General features: G+C 30.2%; 16 protein-coding genes. 10 read left to right on the top strand and 6 right to left on the bottom strand.

Going from position 1 to position 16562, the window contains the following annotated elements:
* Nucleotides 1–4: 4 nt before the first annotated feature.
* Nucleotides 5–994: an acyl-ACP desaturase gene (locus ACTF56_RS00875; RefSeq protein WP_438965014.1), complete on the top strand. Its 990-nt coding sequence runs from the start codon at nt 5–7 to the stop codon at nt 992–994.
* Between the two features lie 85 nt (nt 995–1079).
* Nucleotides 1080–1724 carry an HD domain-containing protein gene (locus ACTF56_RS00870; RefSeq protein ID WP_438965013.1) on the top strand — a complete coding sequence of 215 codons (645 nt, stop codon included), beginning with the start codon at nt 1080–1082 and terminating at the stop codon, nt 1722–1724.
* A gap of 53 nt (nt 1725–1777) precedes the next feature.
* Here the strand turns inward: ACTF56_RS00870 and ACTF56_RS00865 are convergent, their stop codons facing one another.
* The 6 genes from ACTF56_RS00865 to ACTF56_RS00840 all read right to left on the bottom strand — a co-directional run bounded on the left by ACTF56_RS00865 (nt 1778) and on the right by ACTF56_RS00840 (nt 8118).
* Nucleotides 1778–2554: an enoyl-CoA hydratase/isomerase family protein gene (locus ACTF56_RS00865; protein ID WP_438965012.1), complete on the bottom strand. Its 777-nt coding sequence runs from the start codon at nt 2552–2554 to the stop codon at nt 1778–1780.
* A gap of 44 nt (nt 2555–2598) precedes the next feature.
* A complete protein-coding gene (locus ACTF56_RS00860) occupies nt 2599–4011 on the bottom strand; it encodes a sensor histidine kinase (protein ID WP_438965148.1) in 1413 nt (470 codons plus the stop codon).
* 208 nt (nt 4012–4219) lie between these two features.
* Nucleotides 4220–4753 (bottom strand): CopD family protein, encoded by a 534-nt coding sequence (locus ACTF56_RS00855; protein ID WP_438965011.1) that lies wholly within the window; start codon nt 4751–4753, stop codon nt 4220–4222.
* Nucleotides 4743–6095, bottom strand: a complete 1353-nt coding sequence (locus ACTF56_RS00850; RefSeq protein WP_438965147.1) for an MATE family efflux transporter — start codon at nt 6093–6095, stop codon at nt 4743–4745. Before ACTF56_RS00850 ends, ACTF56_RS00855 begins: the two co-directional genes overlap by 11 nt.
* Nucleotides 6095–7132, bottom strand: a complete 1038-nt coding sequence (gene hemH / locus ACTF56_RS00845) for a ferrochelatase (RefSeq protein ID WP_438965010.1) — start codon at nt 7130–7132, stop codon at nt 6095–6097. The genes ACTF56_RS00850 and hemH overlap by 1 nt, the downstream gene beginning before the upstream one ends.
* A 119-nt stretch (nt 7133–7251) precedes the next feature.
* Nucleotides 7252–8118, bottom strand: coding sequence for a helix-turn-helix domain-containing protein (locus ACTF56_RS00840; RefSeq protein ID WP_438965009.1), 867 nt, complete (start codon nt 8116–8118; stop codon nt 7252–7254).
* A gap of 530 nt (nt 8119–8648) precedes the next feature.
* On the opposite strand from ACTF56_RS00840, the gene ACTF56_RS00835 reads away from it, so the two are divergent.
* From ACTF56_RS00835 to hemE, 8 genes are all read left to right on the top strand, one after another.
* The gene (locus ACTF56_RS00835; protein ID WP_438965008.1) at nt 8649–9083 is read left to right on the top strand and encodes a hypothetical protein; all 435 of its coding nucleotides are present in this window, start codon (nt 8649–8651) and stop codon (nt 9081–9083) included.
* A gap of 18 nt (nt 9084–9101) precedes the next feature.
* Complete coding sequence (locus ACTF56_RS00830) at nt 9102–9686, top strand: hypothetical protein (protein ID WP_438965007.1); 585 nt, start codon at nt 9102–9104, stop codon at nt 9684–9686.
* A 348-nt stretch (nt 9687–10034) separates the two neighbouring features.
* Complete coding sequence (gene hemA, locus ACTF56_RS00825; protein ID WP_438965006.1) at nt 10035–11297, top strand: glutamyl-tRNA reductase; 1263 nt, start codon at nt 10035–10037, stop codon at nt 11295–11297.
* A 34-nt stretch (nt 11298–11331) separates the two neighbouring features.
* Nucleotides 11332–12252 (top strand): hydroxymethylbilane synthase, encoded by a 921-nt coding sequence (gene hemC, locus ACTF56_RS00820; RefSeq protein ID WP_438965005.1) that lies wholly within the window; start codon nt 11332–11334, stop codon nt 12250–12252.
* A 48-nt stretch (nt 12253–12300) separates the two neighbouring features.
* Nucleotides 12301–14043: a TrkH family potassium uptake protein gene (locus ACTF56_RS00815; RefSeq protein WP_438965004.1), complete on the top strand. Its 1743-nt coding sequence runs from the start codon at nt 12301–12303 to the stop codon at nt 14041–14043.
* 10 nt (nt 14044–14053) lie between these two features.
* A complete protein-coding gene (locus ACTF56_RS00810) occupies nt 14054–14761 on the top strand; it encodes a potassium channel family protein (protein ID WP_438965003.1) in 708 nt (235 codons plus the stop codon).
* Between the two features lie 42 nt (nt 14762–14803).
* On the top strand, nt 14804–15421 hold the full coding sequence (locus ACTF56_RS00805) for a uroporphyrinogen-III synthase (protein ID WP_438965002.1): 618 nt from the start codon (nt 14804–14806) through the stop codon (nt 15419–15421).
* Between the two features lie 45 nt (nt 15422–15466).
* Nucleotides 15467–16492 carry a uroporphyrinogen decarboxylase gene (hemE, locus tag ACTF56_RS00800; protein ID WP_438965001.1) on the top strand — a complete coding sequence of 342 codons (1026 nt, stop codon included), beginning with the start codon at nt 15467–15469 and terminating at the stop codon, nt 16490–16492.
* Nucleotides 16493–16562 lie beyond the last annotated feature (70 nt).

The raw sequence follows: 16562 nt of genomic DNA, 5'->3' as shown, positions 1-16562 counted from the left end.
ATTTATGTCTATTAAAAATGTTAGATTAGAAGTGATGCAATTTTTGGAAAAAAAGATTGATAGCTTTGTTGATGAATACTTAATTCCTGTTGAAAAAATTTGGCAACCTTCTGATTTATTACCCGATTCACAAAATGAAAATTTTTACGAAGAAGTTAGAGAATTACGAGAAATTGCAAAAGATTTGCCTTATGACTTTTGGGTAACCTTAGTTGGTGATACCATTACAGAAGAAGCTTTACCAACTTATGAATCTTGGTTGATGGAAGTTGAAGGCATTGACAATGAAGGTAGAAATGGCTGGAGCCAATGGATTCGCCAATGGACTGGTGAAGAAAATCGTCATGGTGATGTATTAAACAAATATTTATATCTTTCAGGAAGAGTAAATATGCGAGAAATTGAAATGACTACACAACATCTAATCAATGATGGTTTTGACATTGGAACTGGAACTGATCCTTATAAAAACTTTGTTTACACCAGTTTTCAGGAATTAGCCACTTATGTTTCTCATAATCGTGTAGCACAAATTGCTAAAAAATATGGAGACAAAAAATTGTCAAAAATGTGTAAGTTAATTGCTGGTGACGAAATGCGTCATCATCATGCTTATAGTGAATTTGTTACTCAAATTTTCAAAGTTGATCCAAGTGAAATGATGTTGGCTTTCCAACACATGATGAAGCATAAAATTACAATGCCAGCTCATTTTTTAAGAGAAAGTGGACAAAAAATCAGTTCAGCTTTTGAACAATTTTCAGATTCAGCTCAACGTATTGGCGTTTATACAGCAAACGATTATGTGGATATTATGCAAAAATTAATTGACAAATGGGAAATTGATAAAATCACTGGACTTACTGATGAAGCAGAAAAAGCAAGAGATTTTTTAATGAAATTACCTGCTCGTATGGCTAGAATTTCTGAAAGACTAGTTATTCCTCAAGAAAGTCACATTTTCAAATGGGTTCAACCGGCTTTGATAAAATAAAAATATTAAAATCAAATTGTAAAAATTCCAAATTCTAAATTCTGAAATAAATTTAGAATTTTGGGATTTTTTTTAAATTACACTAATGTCAATTATCGATAAAACCATCTTATTTGTAAAAGAACAACTTCAAAATGCAGAAGGTGGCCATGATTGGTTTCATATTGAACGAGTTTACAAAAATGCACTATTGATTGCTGAACATGAAACTTGTGATTTAGAAATCGTGAAGTTAAGTGCTTTACTACATGATATTGCTGATAGTAAATTTCATGATGGTGATGAAACAGTTGGTCCAAAAATAGCTCGTACATTTCTTGAAGAAGAGAATGTTAATGAAACAACTATTGCACATATTTTAAGAATTATTGAAAATATATCTTTCAAAGGTGGAAATTTTGACAAAAAATTCAGTTCTAAAGAATTAGATATTGTACAAGATGCGGATAGATTAGATGCGTTGGGTGCTATTGGAATTGCTCGTACATTTAATTACGGTGGTTTTAAAAACAGACCTATTTATGTTCCAAATATTGCTCCAAACCTCAACATGAGTAAAGAAGAATATAAAAATAGTGAAGCGCCAACTTTAAATCATTTTTACGAAAAACTATTGCTTTTGAAAGACAAAATGAACACCGATTCTGGTAAAAAAATAGCACAAGAAAGACATGTTTTTATGGAAAAATTCTTGTCGCAATTTTATGCTGAATGGGATGGAGATATTTAAGATTCAGTGTTCAGTTAGAAGTATTCAGCAACCGAACACTGATTTATTTTCAATTATTTGCCAGGAAAAACAGCTTTTCTCTTTTCTAAGAATGCTGTTGTTCCTTCTTTAAAATCTTCCGTTCCAAAACAAGCTCCAAAATTTTTGATTTCTGTTTCATATCCATTAACACCATCTTCGTAATTAGTGTTTACTGCCTCTATAGCTTTTGCAATGGCAACAGATGAATTTCTAGTAATTTTTGTGGCAATTCCTTTGGTGAATTCTAACAGCTCTACTTGCGGTACAACATGATTTACTAGACCGTAATTTTTTGCAGTTTCTGCATCAATCATAGCAGCTGACATAATCATTTCCATAGCTCTTCCTTTACCCACTAGTTGTGGCAAACGTTGTGTTCCACCATAACCCGGAATTACTCCTAAAGTAACTTCTGGTAATCCCATTTTTGCATTATCAGACGCTACTCTAAAATGACAAGCCATTGCTAATTCTAATCCACCTCCAAGTGCAAAACCGTTGACAGCTGCAATTACTGGTGTGGAAAGATTTTCAACAAAGTCAAACAATAATTCTTGACCTTTTGCTGCTAATAACCCACCATTTTCAACTGAAAAATTAGCAAACTCTGAAATATCTGCTCCAGCTACAAATGCTTTTTCTCCACTTCCTGTTACGATGATTACTTTAACTTCTTTATCTTCATTTAACGCTTTAAAACCATCATGTAATTCTTGAATTGTAGCCTTGTTTAAAGCATTTAATTTTTCTGGTCTATTGATGGTTACAACAGCAATATTGTCTTGTTTTTCTATTAAAATGTTTTCCATATTTTTTGTTTTTAAACGTTTGCTTAAGCCAAAGGTAATTGATATTATTGTGTTATTGGGAAAGAAACAAAGAATTCCGTTCCCACATTTTCTTCACTTTCAAAGGTAATAGTTCCGTTATAATTTTCAATGATGTTTTTAATAATTGCCAAACCTAATCCCATTCCGCTTGACTTTGTTGTGAATTTTGGTTCAAATATTCGAGCTTTATTTTCTTCTGAAATACCTTTTCCATTGTCTTTAACTTTTATTATTACGTTGTCATTTTTTTTATAAACAACAACATCTACTTGTTTGTTTTCTAATGATTCTGACATGGATTGAATGGCATTTTTTACTAAATTGGTAATTACTCTGATTAGTTGTGTTCGGTCTAAACGAGCTATTATTTGTTCTTCTGAACTTGAAAAATGGATATAATCTTCATTAAAAATATCTAATGAAAGTTCCACTATTTTGACCACATTTAGCGTTTCATTTTGTTGTGCTGGCATAGATGCGAAATTAGAAAAAGCACTCGCAACTGATGACATGGTGTCAATTTGTTGAATTAATGTTTTAGAATAATCGTTGAGTTTTTTCTTGATATCAGGGTCGTTTTCATTAAATCGCATTTGAAAACTTTGAACTGTTAATCGCATTGGTGTTAACGGATTTTTGATTTCGTGTGCGACTTGTTTTGCCATTTCACGCCATGCTTGTTCTCTTTCGCTTTGTGCTAATTTTGTAGCACTTTCTTCCAATTTATCAACCATGCTGTTGTAGGCTTGAACTAGTAAATTTATTTCTTGGCTGCCTTCTTCCAAAACAATTTTTTTATTGACTTGATTCAGATTTGTTTCTTCAATTTTATCGCTAATTAGTTTTAAAGATTTGGTAATGTAACTGGATAAAAAATAAGATAATATGATAGCAAATAGAAACATAAAAAAATAGACTTGTCCGAAACGTATCAAAAAATTTCTTAATTCACTTTCATAAAAATCAGTATCTTCTTCATAAGGTAAATTTAAAATAGCTAATGGTTTGAACTTATTATCTTTTATATAACTGTAAGATTTTCTGAGTTTTATAGTATCAATGGTTTGAAAATCAACATATCTTTTCTCCAAAGTTGATTGCAAAATTTTTAATGTTGTGGATTTTATTGTAGGTTTTTCTTTGTCTTGCTTAAAAGAGGCTTTTGAAGACAATAGCAACTTACCGTTTAAATCATAAAAATTAAGTTCCATACTATGAACATCTGAGATTTCATAGATTTTCTCTTTAAAGATTAGAGGAATATTTTTGGTTGTTAAAGGATAAGTGGTGTTTTGTAAAACATAATCAATATGTTCTTGAATGGCATTTTCCTTTCGTTCTAACCTGTCTTGATGGTATTCTTTTGCTTCTTTTTTAAATTGATAAATGGAAACTGCTGCAATTAAAAATGACGCAATTAGAGTTAAGAATATCATAGAAAGAAATATTCTTACTCGTAATGAAAGATGTTTTATGTTGAATATTCTGTCCATTTTTTTTAGCCCAGATAGCAATGGAAAGCTTTTTTGTGAAAAAATGTAGTTTTTATTAGTATAAAAAAGCGACCTAAGAAGCTCTTTTTATGCTATAGAAAAACACATTTTTTGCAAAAAACTTGCAATGTATAGCTGGATTAGCTTCTTATTATTTTTCTCTAATTCGTTTGTACAATCTAAAACCTAACATGATTAGGATTGAAAACGCAAATATGCCGATTACTCCAAAAACCCAATTAATGGCATCTTTTAAAATAATTAAAAATATAACTGCAAACAAAATAATTGTTGCTCCTTCATTCCAAATTCTAAAGAAATTAGACGTATGTTTAACTTCATTCTTTTGGAGTTGTATAAAAATTTGATGGCACTTTGCGTGATAAAGATACAACAACAAAACGAATGCCAATTTTACTTGAAAATAATGTGCATATAATAAACCGTGATTTTTATAAAGCATCCAAAACGCAAAAAGACTAGCTAAAACAGCACTTGGCCATGTAATAATGTACCAAAGTCTGTATTGCATTAATTGGTATTGTTTTATTAAAATATCTTGTTCGGGTTGTGGTTTTTGTTTGGCTTCGGCATGATACACAAACAAACGAACAATATAGAAAAGTCCGGCAAACCATGTGATTACAAATATTAAATGTAGTGCTTTTATGTAGTTATATTCCATTTTGAGCGAGAGTTAATTTGCGATTCATTTCTCTTTTTAAGAAGAATCCTGTTACTAAAGTGGATAAAACATCGGCAATGGGAAACGCTATCCAAACTCCAAAAATACCATAATAATTGGGTAAAATTAAAATTAATGGAATCAGGAAAAATCCTTGTTTAGTCAACGTTAATAAAAGTGCCGGAATTGCTTTTCCTGCTGCTTGAAAGTAAGCGGCTCCAATTAATTGAATGGCAATAATTGGTGAAGCGGCAAAAACCAATCGTAAGGCGTTTGGTGTTTCTTTTATAATATCAGCATCCGTTGAAAAAACAGCAACTATTGGTTCTGCAAAAATTAAAATGGCAATAAAAATCAAAGTTGCTAATCCTGCAGCCCATTTTATAGAAGTTGAAATGGTTTCGCTGACTCTAACATAATTTTTAGCACCATAATTGTAACCTGCAACTGGTAAAAAGCCTTGTGTAACTCCTAAAATTGGAAACAAAGCAAACATTAACATTCGACTAATAATGCCATAAACAGCTACGGAATGCTCTCCACCATATATAAATAAGGTATGATTTAAAATTATAGACAATAGGGCTACAACACCTTGACGAGCAAACGTTACAAAACCAAGTGAACTAATTTCAGAAACGATTTTAAAATCTAGGGTATAGTGTTTTAATTGTAATCTTAATTCGCTTTTGTAGATAAAAAACCATAATATAAATGCAAAACACATGAAATAGGAAATGGAAGTTGCCAATGCAGCACCAAACATTCCCCAATCTAAAAATTTAATAAAAACTACATCTAAAATAATATTACTAAACGCTGGAATTATCATGGCAATCATGGCAAATTTGGGTTTTCCTTCTGCTCTAATAACCGTGTTTCCCATCATGCATAAAGCTAAAAAAGGAACTCCAATTAAAACAGGAAGAAAAAACGCTTTGGCTGGTTTCATAATTTCACCATTAGCTCCAAAAAGTAGTAGAACTTCTTCTGAAAAAAAATAACCAACCACAACCGAAATCACAGCTAAATTGAGCGTCATCATGATTTGATTGCCAAACGTTTTTAAAGCTTTTTCTCGATCATCAGCTCCTAAAGCTCTTGAAATAATAGAACTTCCTCCTATTCCTAAGGCCATTCCTAAAGAGGAAATTAGAAATGTAATGGGTAATACAACCGAAACTGCTGCAATGGCCAATGAACCAATCCATTGCCCAACAAAAATGGTATCTATTAAGATATTGACAGACATAAATAAAATGCCAATCGATGCAGGAACTGATTGTTTTATCAGTAATTGTTTTATGCTTAAAGTATCTAGTTCGGTTGAAGAAACTGCCATTATACTTTTTGTTCTTCCGTTTGAAAAGCCCATTGGTCTACCCAACGACTTAATGTTTTTGCCCAATCATCATCATCATTTAAACAAGGAATGGCTAAAAACTCTTCTCCACCATGTTCTTTGAATTCGTGATTCGCTTCCATAGCAATTTCTTCCAAAGTTTCTAAACAGTCGGAAACGAAAGCTGGAGTTACAACGGCTAATTTTTTTATTCCATTTTCTGCCATTATATTCACTTCAACATCTGTGTAAGGAGTTAACCACTTATCACCTGCTAAACGCGATTGAAAAGTTTGACTGTATTTTCCTTCTTCAATTCCTAAAAATTCTACTACTTGCTTTGTGGTTTCATAACATTGATGACGGTAACAAAATTCGTGTGCTGGTGAAGGTGTGTTGCAACAACTTCCATCAATTTTACAGTGACTTTTGGTGATATCAGTTTTACGAATATGACGTTCTGGAATTCCGTGATAAGAGAATAATAAATGATCGTATTCAAATCCTTCTAAATGCTTTTTAATTGAATTTGATAAATCTCTGATGTAATCTTTTTGATTGTAAAATGCAGGAACAATGGTAAAACTCATGTGTGGAAATTTTTCCTTACGCAATTTTTCTGCCAAAACTAAAATAGTTTCTGTAGAAGCCATTGCATGTTGAGGATACAAAGGAAATAACAAAACTTCTGTGATTCCTTGATCGCTTAATTTTTGTAAACCACTTTCTATACTTGGGTTTCCATATCGCATAGCTAACTCAACAGGAACGCTAACTTGTTTTTGAATTTTGGCTTGTAATCTCTTGGATAAAACAATTAATGGCGAACCTTCATCCCACCAAATTTTAGCATACGCTTTGGCTGATTTTTTGGGTCTTGTTTGTAAAATAATGCCGCGAACCAATAAAGCTCTTAATAAAAATGGAACATCAATAACATATTTATCCATTAAAAATTCATCTAAATACGGCTTTACATCTTTTGGTGTTGGGCTTTCTGGTGAGCCAAGATTTACTAATAATACTCCTTTTTTCATTTTTTTTTAATTATATCTTTTTCAATTATTTGCTTTGTGTTAAAATTAAATAATGTTGCCTTTTGTACTGCTATACTTCATTATTTTTTCTCTATCTACGTATTAAATAAATCAATAGTTTAAACATTCATGTTTAAATTCATTAAATATTTTTTGGGAGTAGTTCCAAATTTCTTTTTAAAAGCTGCTATAAAATGACTTGAGGTACTGTAACCAATTTTCAATCCAACTTCATTAACATTATACGAACCGCTGTCTAATAAATGTCTCGAATATTCCATTTTATAATCAAACAAAAAACTATAAACACTATCGCCATAAATTTGTTTGAATCCTACTTTTAGTTTTTTTATGTTTAAACCTACTTGATCGGCCAATTCTTGTAATCCTGGTGGCTCGGCCATATTTGCTATTACAATTTCTTTAGCTTTTTTGATTTTTAAAACATTTTCTTCATCAATTAAAAATGGACAATGCTCTGCATTTGGATCTTCATTTCTGTTAAAATACAAACTTAATAATTCATATCCTTTTCCTCTTAAGTAAAGATTTTTGATGGAAGTGTTTTGGTTGTAATGAAATATTTGATTCAAGACAATTGCCATGGAAGGACTAATATCCTCTTCACCATAGTATTTTTTGTCCAAATTTTCATCACTTAAAAACGGAATATATTCTGCTTCATTTGAAAATAAAGTGTGAAATTTTTTAATCGATATTAAGGCAGAAATTATCCAAGATTTTGGAGCAACTTCTAAATGTAATGGTAATTCTTTTTGAGGATTATAAAGTAGAAGTGATTTTTCTTCTTTTAAATCTAGAGCATAATTTCCGTTATTAAAAATAAACTTTCCTTTGCCTTTTACATTAAAATGAAATTGAATTAAACCTGTTTTTACCTGCTTTTCAAAACGTTGTATTTCGTTAGTGTCATTTTGAAAACGCAATAAAATAAAATCGGGCTCAATTTTTATTTCTTCTTCCATGTTTGATTAAATTATTACTGCTTATTAAAAAATAACCTCATAACACAAAATTAAATTATTTTGACGATTTATTGTTCGTTTTCTTTTAAAATTATGGTTTGTTTATTCTTTTGCATAGTTAATAGATAATGAAGCACTTGGTTTTAGCAACCCATATTATGCCTAAATAAGTTTGAAATAGATTTGATTTTACTAAAAGATTCAATAAAAATTAAAAAAGATTTATAAAATAATATTTTTTTTAAATCCAATAAAGGGTAATAAAATAAAAGGGAATCACAATAAATCGAAAGTATATACTCAAATAATTCAATACAATTTAATAATAAAAACAATCTCAAAATCAAATTATTATGAAAATAGAATAAAAAAACAACAAATATAAAAGGTTCTTTAATGAAATTTCAGTCGGTTCATTAGTGATAAAAGAGTGATACAAAAATTATTTAAAATAAATCTAAATTGAATTTTTTTTTAATTCAACAAAACCAAACAGTAGTTACAGTCGTATATGGAGAAAAACAAAAAACATGAAAATAAACAAAACAATTAAACGAATTATTTATGCGGTGATTGGAATATTTGTTCTATTTATCGCAATTTTACTTTTTCATATCATTACTGCTAAGCCAGCACAATATGAAAATGCGAACCTGCAAGTTAGTCGAATCGACTTTAAATCTCCAATTGATTCTATCCAAGCTAAACAAATATACGCTGATTTAAGATCAATTGAAGGATTAACAACTGATTCTATTATTATTAAAAGAAATGTAGTGGTTTATTTCCACAATAACTCCATTACTAATTCTGAAAAAGTATACAACGAATTAATGGCTAAAAGACCTTATGAAGCCGAACGTTTTATACTTCCAGCTAATTTAGCAAATAAAGAAGTATGCCCTGTTGACCAAAATAGTTTTGGTTATAAATTATCTAAATCAATAAATCAATTTTTTAATTAACCTTTAAATTTTATTACCATGAGAAATTTTTCGAAAATTACACTTGCTGTAGTTATTATTACTTCATCTTTATTTACATCTTGTAATAATGATGACGATGCTGTTGCTGCTCCTGAGGCATCAATTTATGAGCGTTTAGGTGGAACAACAATGGTTCCAGATCCTGATAATGCTGGCCAAATGATTGAACAAGGGCGTTTATCTTTCCGTAAAGTTGTGAATTCAACTGTGGGATTAATTGTTGCTGATGTACAAAACAATGCTTCAGGAAATTTAGGAGCACATTTTGCACCTGTTTTAACAGAAGTTGGAGCTGGAAACACTACTAACTTAGCAATATTAGTAGACAATTTAACAGATTTCTTTTCATTCAACACAGGAGGAACTAATGCTGTTAACACTTATTCAGGTTTAAACATGGTTGCTGCACACAATCCTGCAACAAATCCTCGTATGGGAACAACTTCAACAAACAACGATTATACAAAATTTGTTGGATATGTTGGTGCTGCTGCAAATGCTAATGGTGTTGCTTCTAACACTGAATTATATACAGATATTGTTGCTGTATTAGAGTCATTAAGAGACCCAATTGTACAATAATTTATAATTGATTAGTTAATAAAACGCTGTCTAATAGGCAGCGTTTTTATTTAAATGCAAGAACAAATTATACTGTTAATTTTTACAGGAATAAAAGTTCACTAAAAAAAGAACCCTAAGCGATATTTTTTCGTATATAAATACAAGAAAAATAAATGTTGTTATTTAGAATTGTTCTATATAGTTTGATGAGGAATTCCTTGTTTTACAACGTTTCTTGCTCAATTTATTAAAAAACAACACTTTTTTTTCAAAATAATCTGATAGCGACACAAAAAGTCCTTTTAGCGTTACTTTTATAAATACTATATAGATAATTTTGTTAAATCTTTAAGAATAAGGATAACTATGGAAAATTTTAAAATGGCAAAACATACTTCTTTTTATGCATTAGGTATTAGTTACAAAAAAGCTGATGCAGAAATGAGAGGAAAATTTAGTTTAGATGCGAAAGCTAAATCTACATTATTAATTCAAGCCGAAGCCGAAGGTATTGAATCTTTAATTGTTACCTCAACATGTAATAGAACTGAAATATATGGTTTTGCTAATCATCCGTACGAACTTATAAAATTACTTTGCGAAAATAGCCAAGGAACTGTAGAAGAATTTCAAGAAATAGCTTACATATACAAAAATCAAGATGCAGTAAACCATATGTTTCGAGTTGGTACTGGTTTAGACAGTCAAATTCTTGGTGATTTTGAAATAATCAGTCAATTAAAAACTGCTTTTGTTGAAAGCAAATCTAACGGATTAGTTAACAGTTTTCTTGAGAGATTAATAAACTCAGTTATTCAAGCAAGTAAAAAAATAAAAACAGAAACAGAAATTTCATCAGGTGCTACATCTGTTTCATTTGCTTCGGTACAATACATCATCAAAAACGTTACAGACATCAAAAACAAAAATATTTTGTTATTTGGAACTGGTAAAATAGGTAGAAATACTTGCGAAAATCTAGTAAAACATACTAAGCACGAGCACATCACACTAATCAACAGAACTAAAGATAAAGCTGAAAAATTAGGTGAAAAATTAAACTTAATTGTTAAAGATTATACTGATTTGGAAGTTGAACTTAAAAAAGCTGATATCGTTGTGGTTGCTACTGGAGCACAAAACCCAACAATTGACAAAGCTCTTTTAAACTTAAACAAACCACTTTTAATATTAGATTTATCTATTCCTAAAAATGTAAACACAAATGTTCAAGAAATAGATGGTGTTTCATTAATACATTTAGATCATTTGTCTCAAATCACAGACGAAACTTTAGAAAAAAGAAAACAACATATCCCTCAAGCTGAGGCTATTATTGAAGAAATAAAAGAAGAATTTTTATCTTGGACAAAAAACAGAAAATTTGCTCCTACCATTATAGCGTTAAAAGAAAAATTAAATTCTATTAAAGAAGGTGAATTAAATTTCCAGAGAAAAAAATTAGAAAATTTTGACGAAGAACAAGCCGAATTAATAAGTAATAGAATTATACAAAAAATTACAAATCATTTTGTAAACCATTTAAAAGATGGAGATTCTTCAATGGATGAAGGAATAGAATGGATTGAAAAAGTATTTAAACTGGAAAACGAGAAAATATTTAATTAATTTTAAAGCGTTATAATTTCGAAAATAAAAAAAAGTGGTTAAAAAAATACGCATTGGAACACGTGACAGCGAATTAGCTCTTTGGCAAGCGCACACTGTTCAAAACAAACTTAACGAATTAGGTTACGAAACCGAAATTATCGCTGTAAAATCTACAGGAGATCTTATCCTTGATAAACCATTATACGAATTAGGCATCACGGGAATTTTTACCAAAACTTTAGATATCGCAATGCTTAAAGGTGAAGTTGATATTGCGGTGCATTCTATGAAAGATGTACCAACTGCATTGCCTATTGGTATTGTTCAGGCGGCTGTTTTAGAAAGAGCCAACACTTTAGACCTACTAGTTCACAAAGGAAACTTAGATTTTTTGAATTCTAAAGGAATTATTGCTTCAGGAAGTTTAAGAAGAAAAGCGCAATGGTTGCACAAATATCCTACACATCAAGTTGAAGATTTACGTGGAAATGTAAATACTCGTATGCAAAAATTAAAAGATAATAATTGGAATGGAGCTATTTTTGCCGCTGCAGGTTTAGAAAGAATTAACTTAAAACCTGATACTTTTATTAATTTAGATTGGATGGTTCCAGCTCCTGCTCAAGGCGCAATGCTTGTTGTTGCTATGGAAAAAGATACTTTTACCAGAGAAGCTTTAGCTAAATTAAACAATAATGAAGCAGAAATTTGCACCTATATTGAAAGACAATTCCTTCGCACTTTAGAAGGTGGTTGTACGGCTCCAATTGGTGCTTTAGCTATAAAAAACGATAATAAAATTGAATTTAAAGGTGTTTTATTTTCTTTAGATGGAAAAGAAAAGCATTTCATTGAAAAAAGTTGTAATTTTGAATCCTATTTAAACTTTGGTCAAGAATGTGCTAAAGAAATTCTAGAAAACGGAGGAAAACCATTGATGGAAAAACTTCGAACTGAATTAAAAGTGAAATAAAAGTAAACGTTTCTGTTTCGAAAGATCATGAAACAAGTTCAGAATTAAATGGAAAAAGAATCCTTACTCAATTACCTCTATCGATTTTTTGACATCATCGTTCTGTTATTTATCGTATTTGATTTTGGATATGATTTTGAAGAAAACTATAATTCTCCTCATGTAATTGGTTTAATTATTTTATCGTTTGCTTTATTAGGTTTTAATCTTTTTAAACTTATTAAATACAAATTTAAAAGTAATAAAAAAGTAGCTTTAGTAAACATCACCTTAATTAGTACGGTCTTATTCATTTCATTAATTGTTGCTATTCTTAATTTAGATTTTAGTTGTAATTATATTCTTCAAAGAGTTAAACCAATTCTTGAAGGTGGATTAATTTTATATTTTCTCATACGATTACTAGTTTTAGTTCGTCATATTTATGATATTTATTTTAATCCTGCTATTGTTTTTGTTGGTAGTTTCATGATTTTAGGCTTAAGTGGTGCTTTTTTATTGATGCTTCCAAGTGCAACTAATAACGGAATTTCTTTTACAAATGCCATTTTTACAGCCATTAGTGCTGTTTGTGTAACAGGTTTGGCTGTTGTAGATACCGCAAATGATTTTACTGCCGTTGGACAATCTATAATTTTAGTATTGATTCAATTGGGTGGAATTGGAATTTTAACTTTTACCTCATTTTTCGCCTTCTTTTTTAGAGGAAGCTCTTCCTTTAAAGAAGGATTAAATACGAAAGATTTTATTGCTCATGAAGGATTAAAAGATGTTTTTAGAGCAGCATTAAATGTGGTTATTTTTACCTTGTCTGTGGAATTTATTGGAGCTGTATTTATTTATTTTTCTATTCTAGATAATGCTTCGATAGATAATAAATTTTTCTTCTCATTATTTCATTCTATTTCTGCTTTTTGTAATGCTGGCTTTTCTATTTTTTCGTCAGGTTTATTTGAAGAAAGCATCCGATTTGATTATTTATTTCAATGGATAATTATGACATTAATTGTATTTGGTGGTTTAGGACATAATATTGTTTTCAATTTCTATCAATACATTAAAACATACGTTTTAGAGTTTTTTGACAAGAAAAGAATCCACAAACAAGTCTCAATTATTACTATAAATACTAAGTTAGTACTTTATACAACAGTACTTTTATTAGGTGTAGGATTTGTCTTTTTATACATTTCAGAATACAATAATACCTTACAAATACATGATACCGCTTTTGGAAAAATTACCAATGCAGCGTTTAATTCTGTAACTCCAAGAACAGCTGGATTTAATACGGTTGACTTTACTCAATTTACCGTTCCTTCACTGCTTTTTATTATTTTTTTAATGTGGATTGGTGCTTCTCCTGCATCAACGGGTGGTGGAATAAAAACAACTACTTTTGCATTAGCAACTCTAAATATTTTTGCTGTAGCAATGGGAAGAAGTAGAATTCAATTCTTAGGTAGAAGAGTTACAAGTGAATCAACCTCAAGAGCTTTTGCAATTTTATGCATTTCATTGATTGTAATTGGTATAGCCATTATGGCCTTGCTTATTTTTGAACCAAAAGACACTCCTTTATTGACTGTAGTTTTTGAGTGTTTTTCAGCATACAGTACCGTAGGTTTAAGTTTAAACTTTACACCAACTTTAACTGAACCTAGCAAATATGTAATCATTGCAACTATGTTTATTGGTAGAATAGGAATGCTTAACTTAATGGTTGGAGTACTTAGAAGATTGAATCATCAATTTTATGAGTATCCAAAAGAAAATATTTTGATAAATTAATAGTATAAAAATGAAAGTAATCGTTTTTGGATTAGGAAATTTCGGAATGTCGTTAGCGTTATCGCTTACTGAAACGGGAAACGAAGTCATAGGAATAGATAAACAAATGGACAAAGTTAACTTAGTGAAAGATAAAATTTCTCACGTTATTTGTATGGATTCTACCAATGAGTTGGCTTATGATGCGGTTCCTTTAAAAGATGCTGATAAAGTTGTAGTTGCGATTGGAGAAAATGAAGGTGCAGCTATTATTACAACAGCTATCATCAAAAAGTTATCCGAAGTGAAAATTATTTCTCGTGCTCTATCTCCAATTCATGATACCGTTTTAGAGGCTATGGGAATTCACAGTATCATTCATCCTGAACAAGATTCTGCAGACCGACTTACCAAACAAATCAACTTTAAAACGACTTTAGAAAACTATCAATTGGATGATAATTATACTATTTCTGAAGTTAAATCTAAGCCTGAATTTGATGGTAAAACTTTAGCTGAGTTAAATGACATAGATAAATATCACTTGACATTAGTTACCATAATCAGAAAAAGAGAAAAAAGGAATTTAATTGGTAAAAAAACCATAATTAAAGAAAGTATTGGTCGTCCAACTCCAGATACAGTGTTACAAGAATGTGACATTTTAGTGGTTTATGGAAACAATAAAGACATATCATTTTATTGTGAAGATCAGGAAGAACAGGACATAAAACTATAAATTTTGACTACAATTCTATCCACAAAAAAATTAAGTAATTCGATGAGACAAAAACTTATCAAGGCTAATTTCAAAGTGATTGAAAAGAATTTTATCAAAACAAAAAAAATAGATTTTCAGATTGACGCATTTAATGAATTTGTGATTTTTACCAGTAAAAATGCTGTTAAAAGCGTTTTAAAAAGTGATTATTCGAACTCAACTAAGTTAAAAAAAATATTTTGTGTAGGACAAAAAACCAAAACATTTCTTGAGAAAAAAAACTTTATTGTTCAAGAATGCGTAAATTATGCTGAAGAATTAGGTTCTGAAATAGTAAAAAAATATCAAAATAGTTCGTTTACTTTTTTTTCAGGAAATATTAGAAAAAATACTTTGCCTAATTTATTAAACGAAAACAACATAAAATGGAATGAAGTTAGGGTTTATGAAACTTCATTAAAATCAAAAAAAATGAAAACCGAAATTGAAGGAATTCTTTTTTTTAGTCCATCAGCCGTTGAAAGTTATTTGACTAAAAATAAGTTAAAAAATCAAACTTGTTTTTGCATCGGAAATACAACCGCAAAAGCTCTTGAAAATAGAACAAAAAATATAAAAATTGCAGCACAACCAACCGTAGAAAATGCAATTGAAGAAGTAATAAAATATTATAAATAAGACCTGACAGGTTTCGGAAACCTGTCAGGTCTCAAAACAAAAAACATGTTAAAAAACGACTTATTCCTTAAAGCCTTAAACAACGAAACCGTTGAAAGACCACCAGTGTGGATGATGCGTCAAGCAGGAAGATATTTGCCAGAATTTATGGCCATCAAAGAAAAATATGATTTTTTTACAAGATGTAAAACTCCAGAATTAGCTTCTGAAATTACAGTACAACCGATAAGAATTATCAAACCTGATGCTGCTATTTTGTTTTCAGACATATTAGTAATTCCTCAAGCTATGGGAATTGATGTAGAATTAGAAGACGGAATCGGACCTGTTTTGCCAAATCCAATTCGCAAAGCTTCTGATGTAGACAACGTTTTTATTCCAGATATCAATGAAACGTTAGGTTATGTAATGGATGCCATTGACATGACTCGTGAAAAATTAAACAATGAAGTTCCTTTAATTGGTTTTGCGGGTTCCCCTTGGACAATCTTTTGTTATGCAGTTGAAGGAAAAGGTTCAAAAAGTTTTGATAAAGCCAAAGGGTTTTGTTTTACAAATCCGGTGGCAGCTCATTTATTGTTACAAAAAATCACAGATACAACCATTTTATACTTGAAAGAAAAAGTAAAACATGGTGTAAATGCGGTTCAAGTATTTGATTCTTGGGGTGGAATGCTTTCTCCAGCAGATTATCAAGAGTTTTCATGGAATTATATGAACCAAATCGTAGAAGCTTTAGCACCAGAAACGAAAGTTATAGTTTTTGGAAAAGGTTGTTGGTTTGCATTAGACGAAATGGCAAAATCAAAAGCATCAGCAATTGGTGTAGATTGGACTATTACAGCAAGAAATGCAAGATATTTAACTGGTGGAAAGAAAACCTTACAAGGTAATTTTGATCCTTCTAGATTGTTATCTCCAATTCCAGTTATCAAGAAAATGGTTCACGAAATGATTGATGAATTTGGAAAAGATAATTACATAGTAAATCTTGGTCACGGAATTTTACCAAATATTCCGGTAGATCATGCTAAAGCTTTTGTTGATGCTGTGAAGGAGTACAAAAAGTAATCAGTGTTCAGTAATTAGTTGGCAGTTAATGAAGTTAAAAATTCAAAATAGAATTAATATAATCCCTATT

This window comes from Flavobacterium sp., from assembly GCF_965657075.1.
GTDB lineage: Bacteria > Bacteroidota > Bacteroidia > Flavobacteriales > Flavobacteriaceae > Flavobacterium.
This window is presented reverse-complemented; position numbering and strand designations above follow the sequence as displayed.

Bases quoted from the DNA above. Each gene is read 5' to 3' on its own strand.
- ACTF56_RS00810 (WP_438965003.1), top strand. From the start codon at position 14,054: ATGAAAGTAATCGTTTTTGGATTAGGAAATTTCGGAATGTCGTTAGCG.
- hemA (WP_438965006.1), top strand. From the start codon at position 10,035: ATGGAAAATTTTAAAATGGCAAAACATACTTCTTTTTATGCATTAGGT.
- ACTF56_RS00835 (WP_438965008.1), top strand. From the start codon at position 8,649: ATGAAAATAAACAAAACAATTAAACGAATTATTTATGCGGTGATTGGA.
- ACTF56_RS00875 (WP_438965014.1), top strand. From the start codon at position 5: ATGTCTATTAAAAATGTTAGATTAGAAGTGATGCAATTTTTGGAAAAA.
- ACTF56_RS00860 (WP_438965148.1), bottom strand. From the start codon at position 4,011: ATGATATTCTTAACTCTAATTGCGTCATTTTTAATTGCAGCAGTTTCC.
- ACTF56_RS00840 (WP_438965009.1), bottom strand. From the start codon at position 8,118: ATGGAAGAAGAAATAAAAATTGAGCCCGATTTTATTTTATTGCGTTTT.
- ACTF56_RS00870 (WP_438965013.1), top strand. From the start codon at position 1,080: ATGTCAATTATCGATAAAACCATCTTATTTGTAAAAGAACAACTTCAA.
- ACTF56_RS00865 (WP_438965012.1), bottom strand. From the start codon at position 2,554: ATGGAAAACATTTTAATAGAAAAACAAGACAATATTGCTGTTGTAACC.
- ACTF56_RS00830 (WP_438965007.1), top strand. From the start codon at position 9,102: ATGAGAAATTTTTCGAAAATTACACTTGCTGTAGTTATTATTACTTCA.
- ACTF56_RS00805 (WP_438965002.1), top strand. From the start codon at position 14,804: ATGAGACAAAAACTTATCAAGGCTAATTTCAAAGTGATTGAAAAGAAT.
- ACTF56_RS00855 (WP_438965011.1), bottom strand. From the start codon at position 4,753: ATGGAATATAACTACATAAAAGCACTACATTTAATATTTGTAATCACA.
- ACTF56_RS00850 (WP_438965147.1), bottom strand. From the start codon at position 6,095: ATGGCAGTTTCTTCAACCGAACTAGATACTTTAAGCATAAAACAATTA.
- hemH (WP_438965010.1), bottom strand. From the start codon at position 7,132: ATGAAAAAAGGAGTATTATTAGTAAATCTTGGCTCACCAGAAAGCCCA.
- ACTF56_RS00815 (WP_438965004.1), top strand. From the start codon at position 12,301: ATGGAAAAAGAATCCTTACTCAATTACCTCTATCGATTTTTTGACATC.
- hemE (WP_438965001.1), top strand. From the start codon at position 15,467: ATGTTAAAAAACGACTTATTCCTTAAAGCCTTAAACAACGAAACCGTT.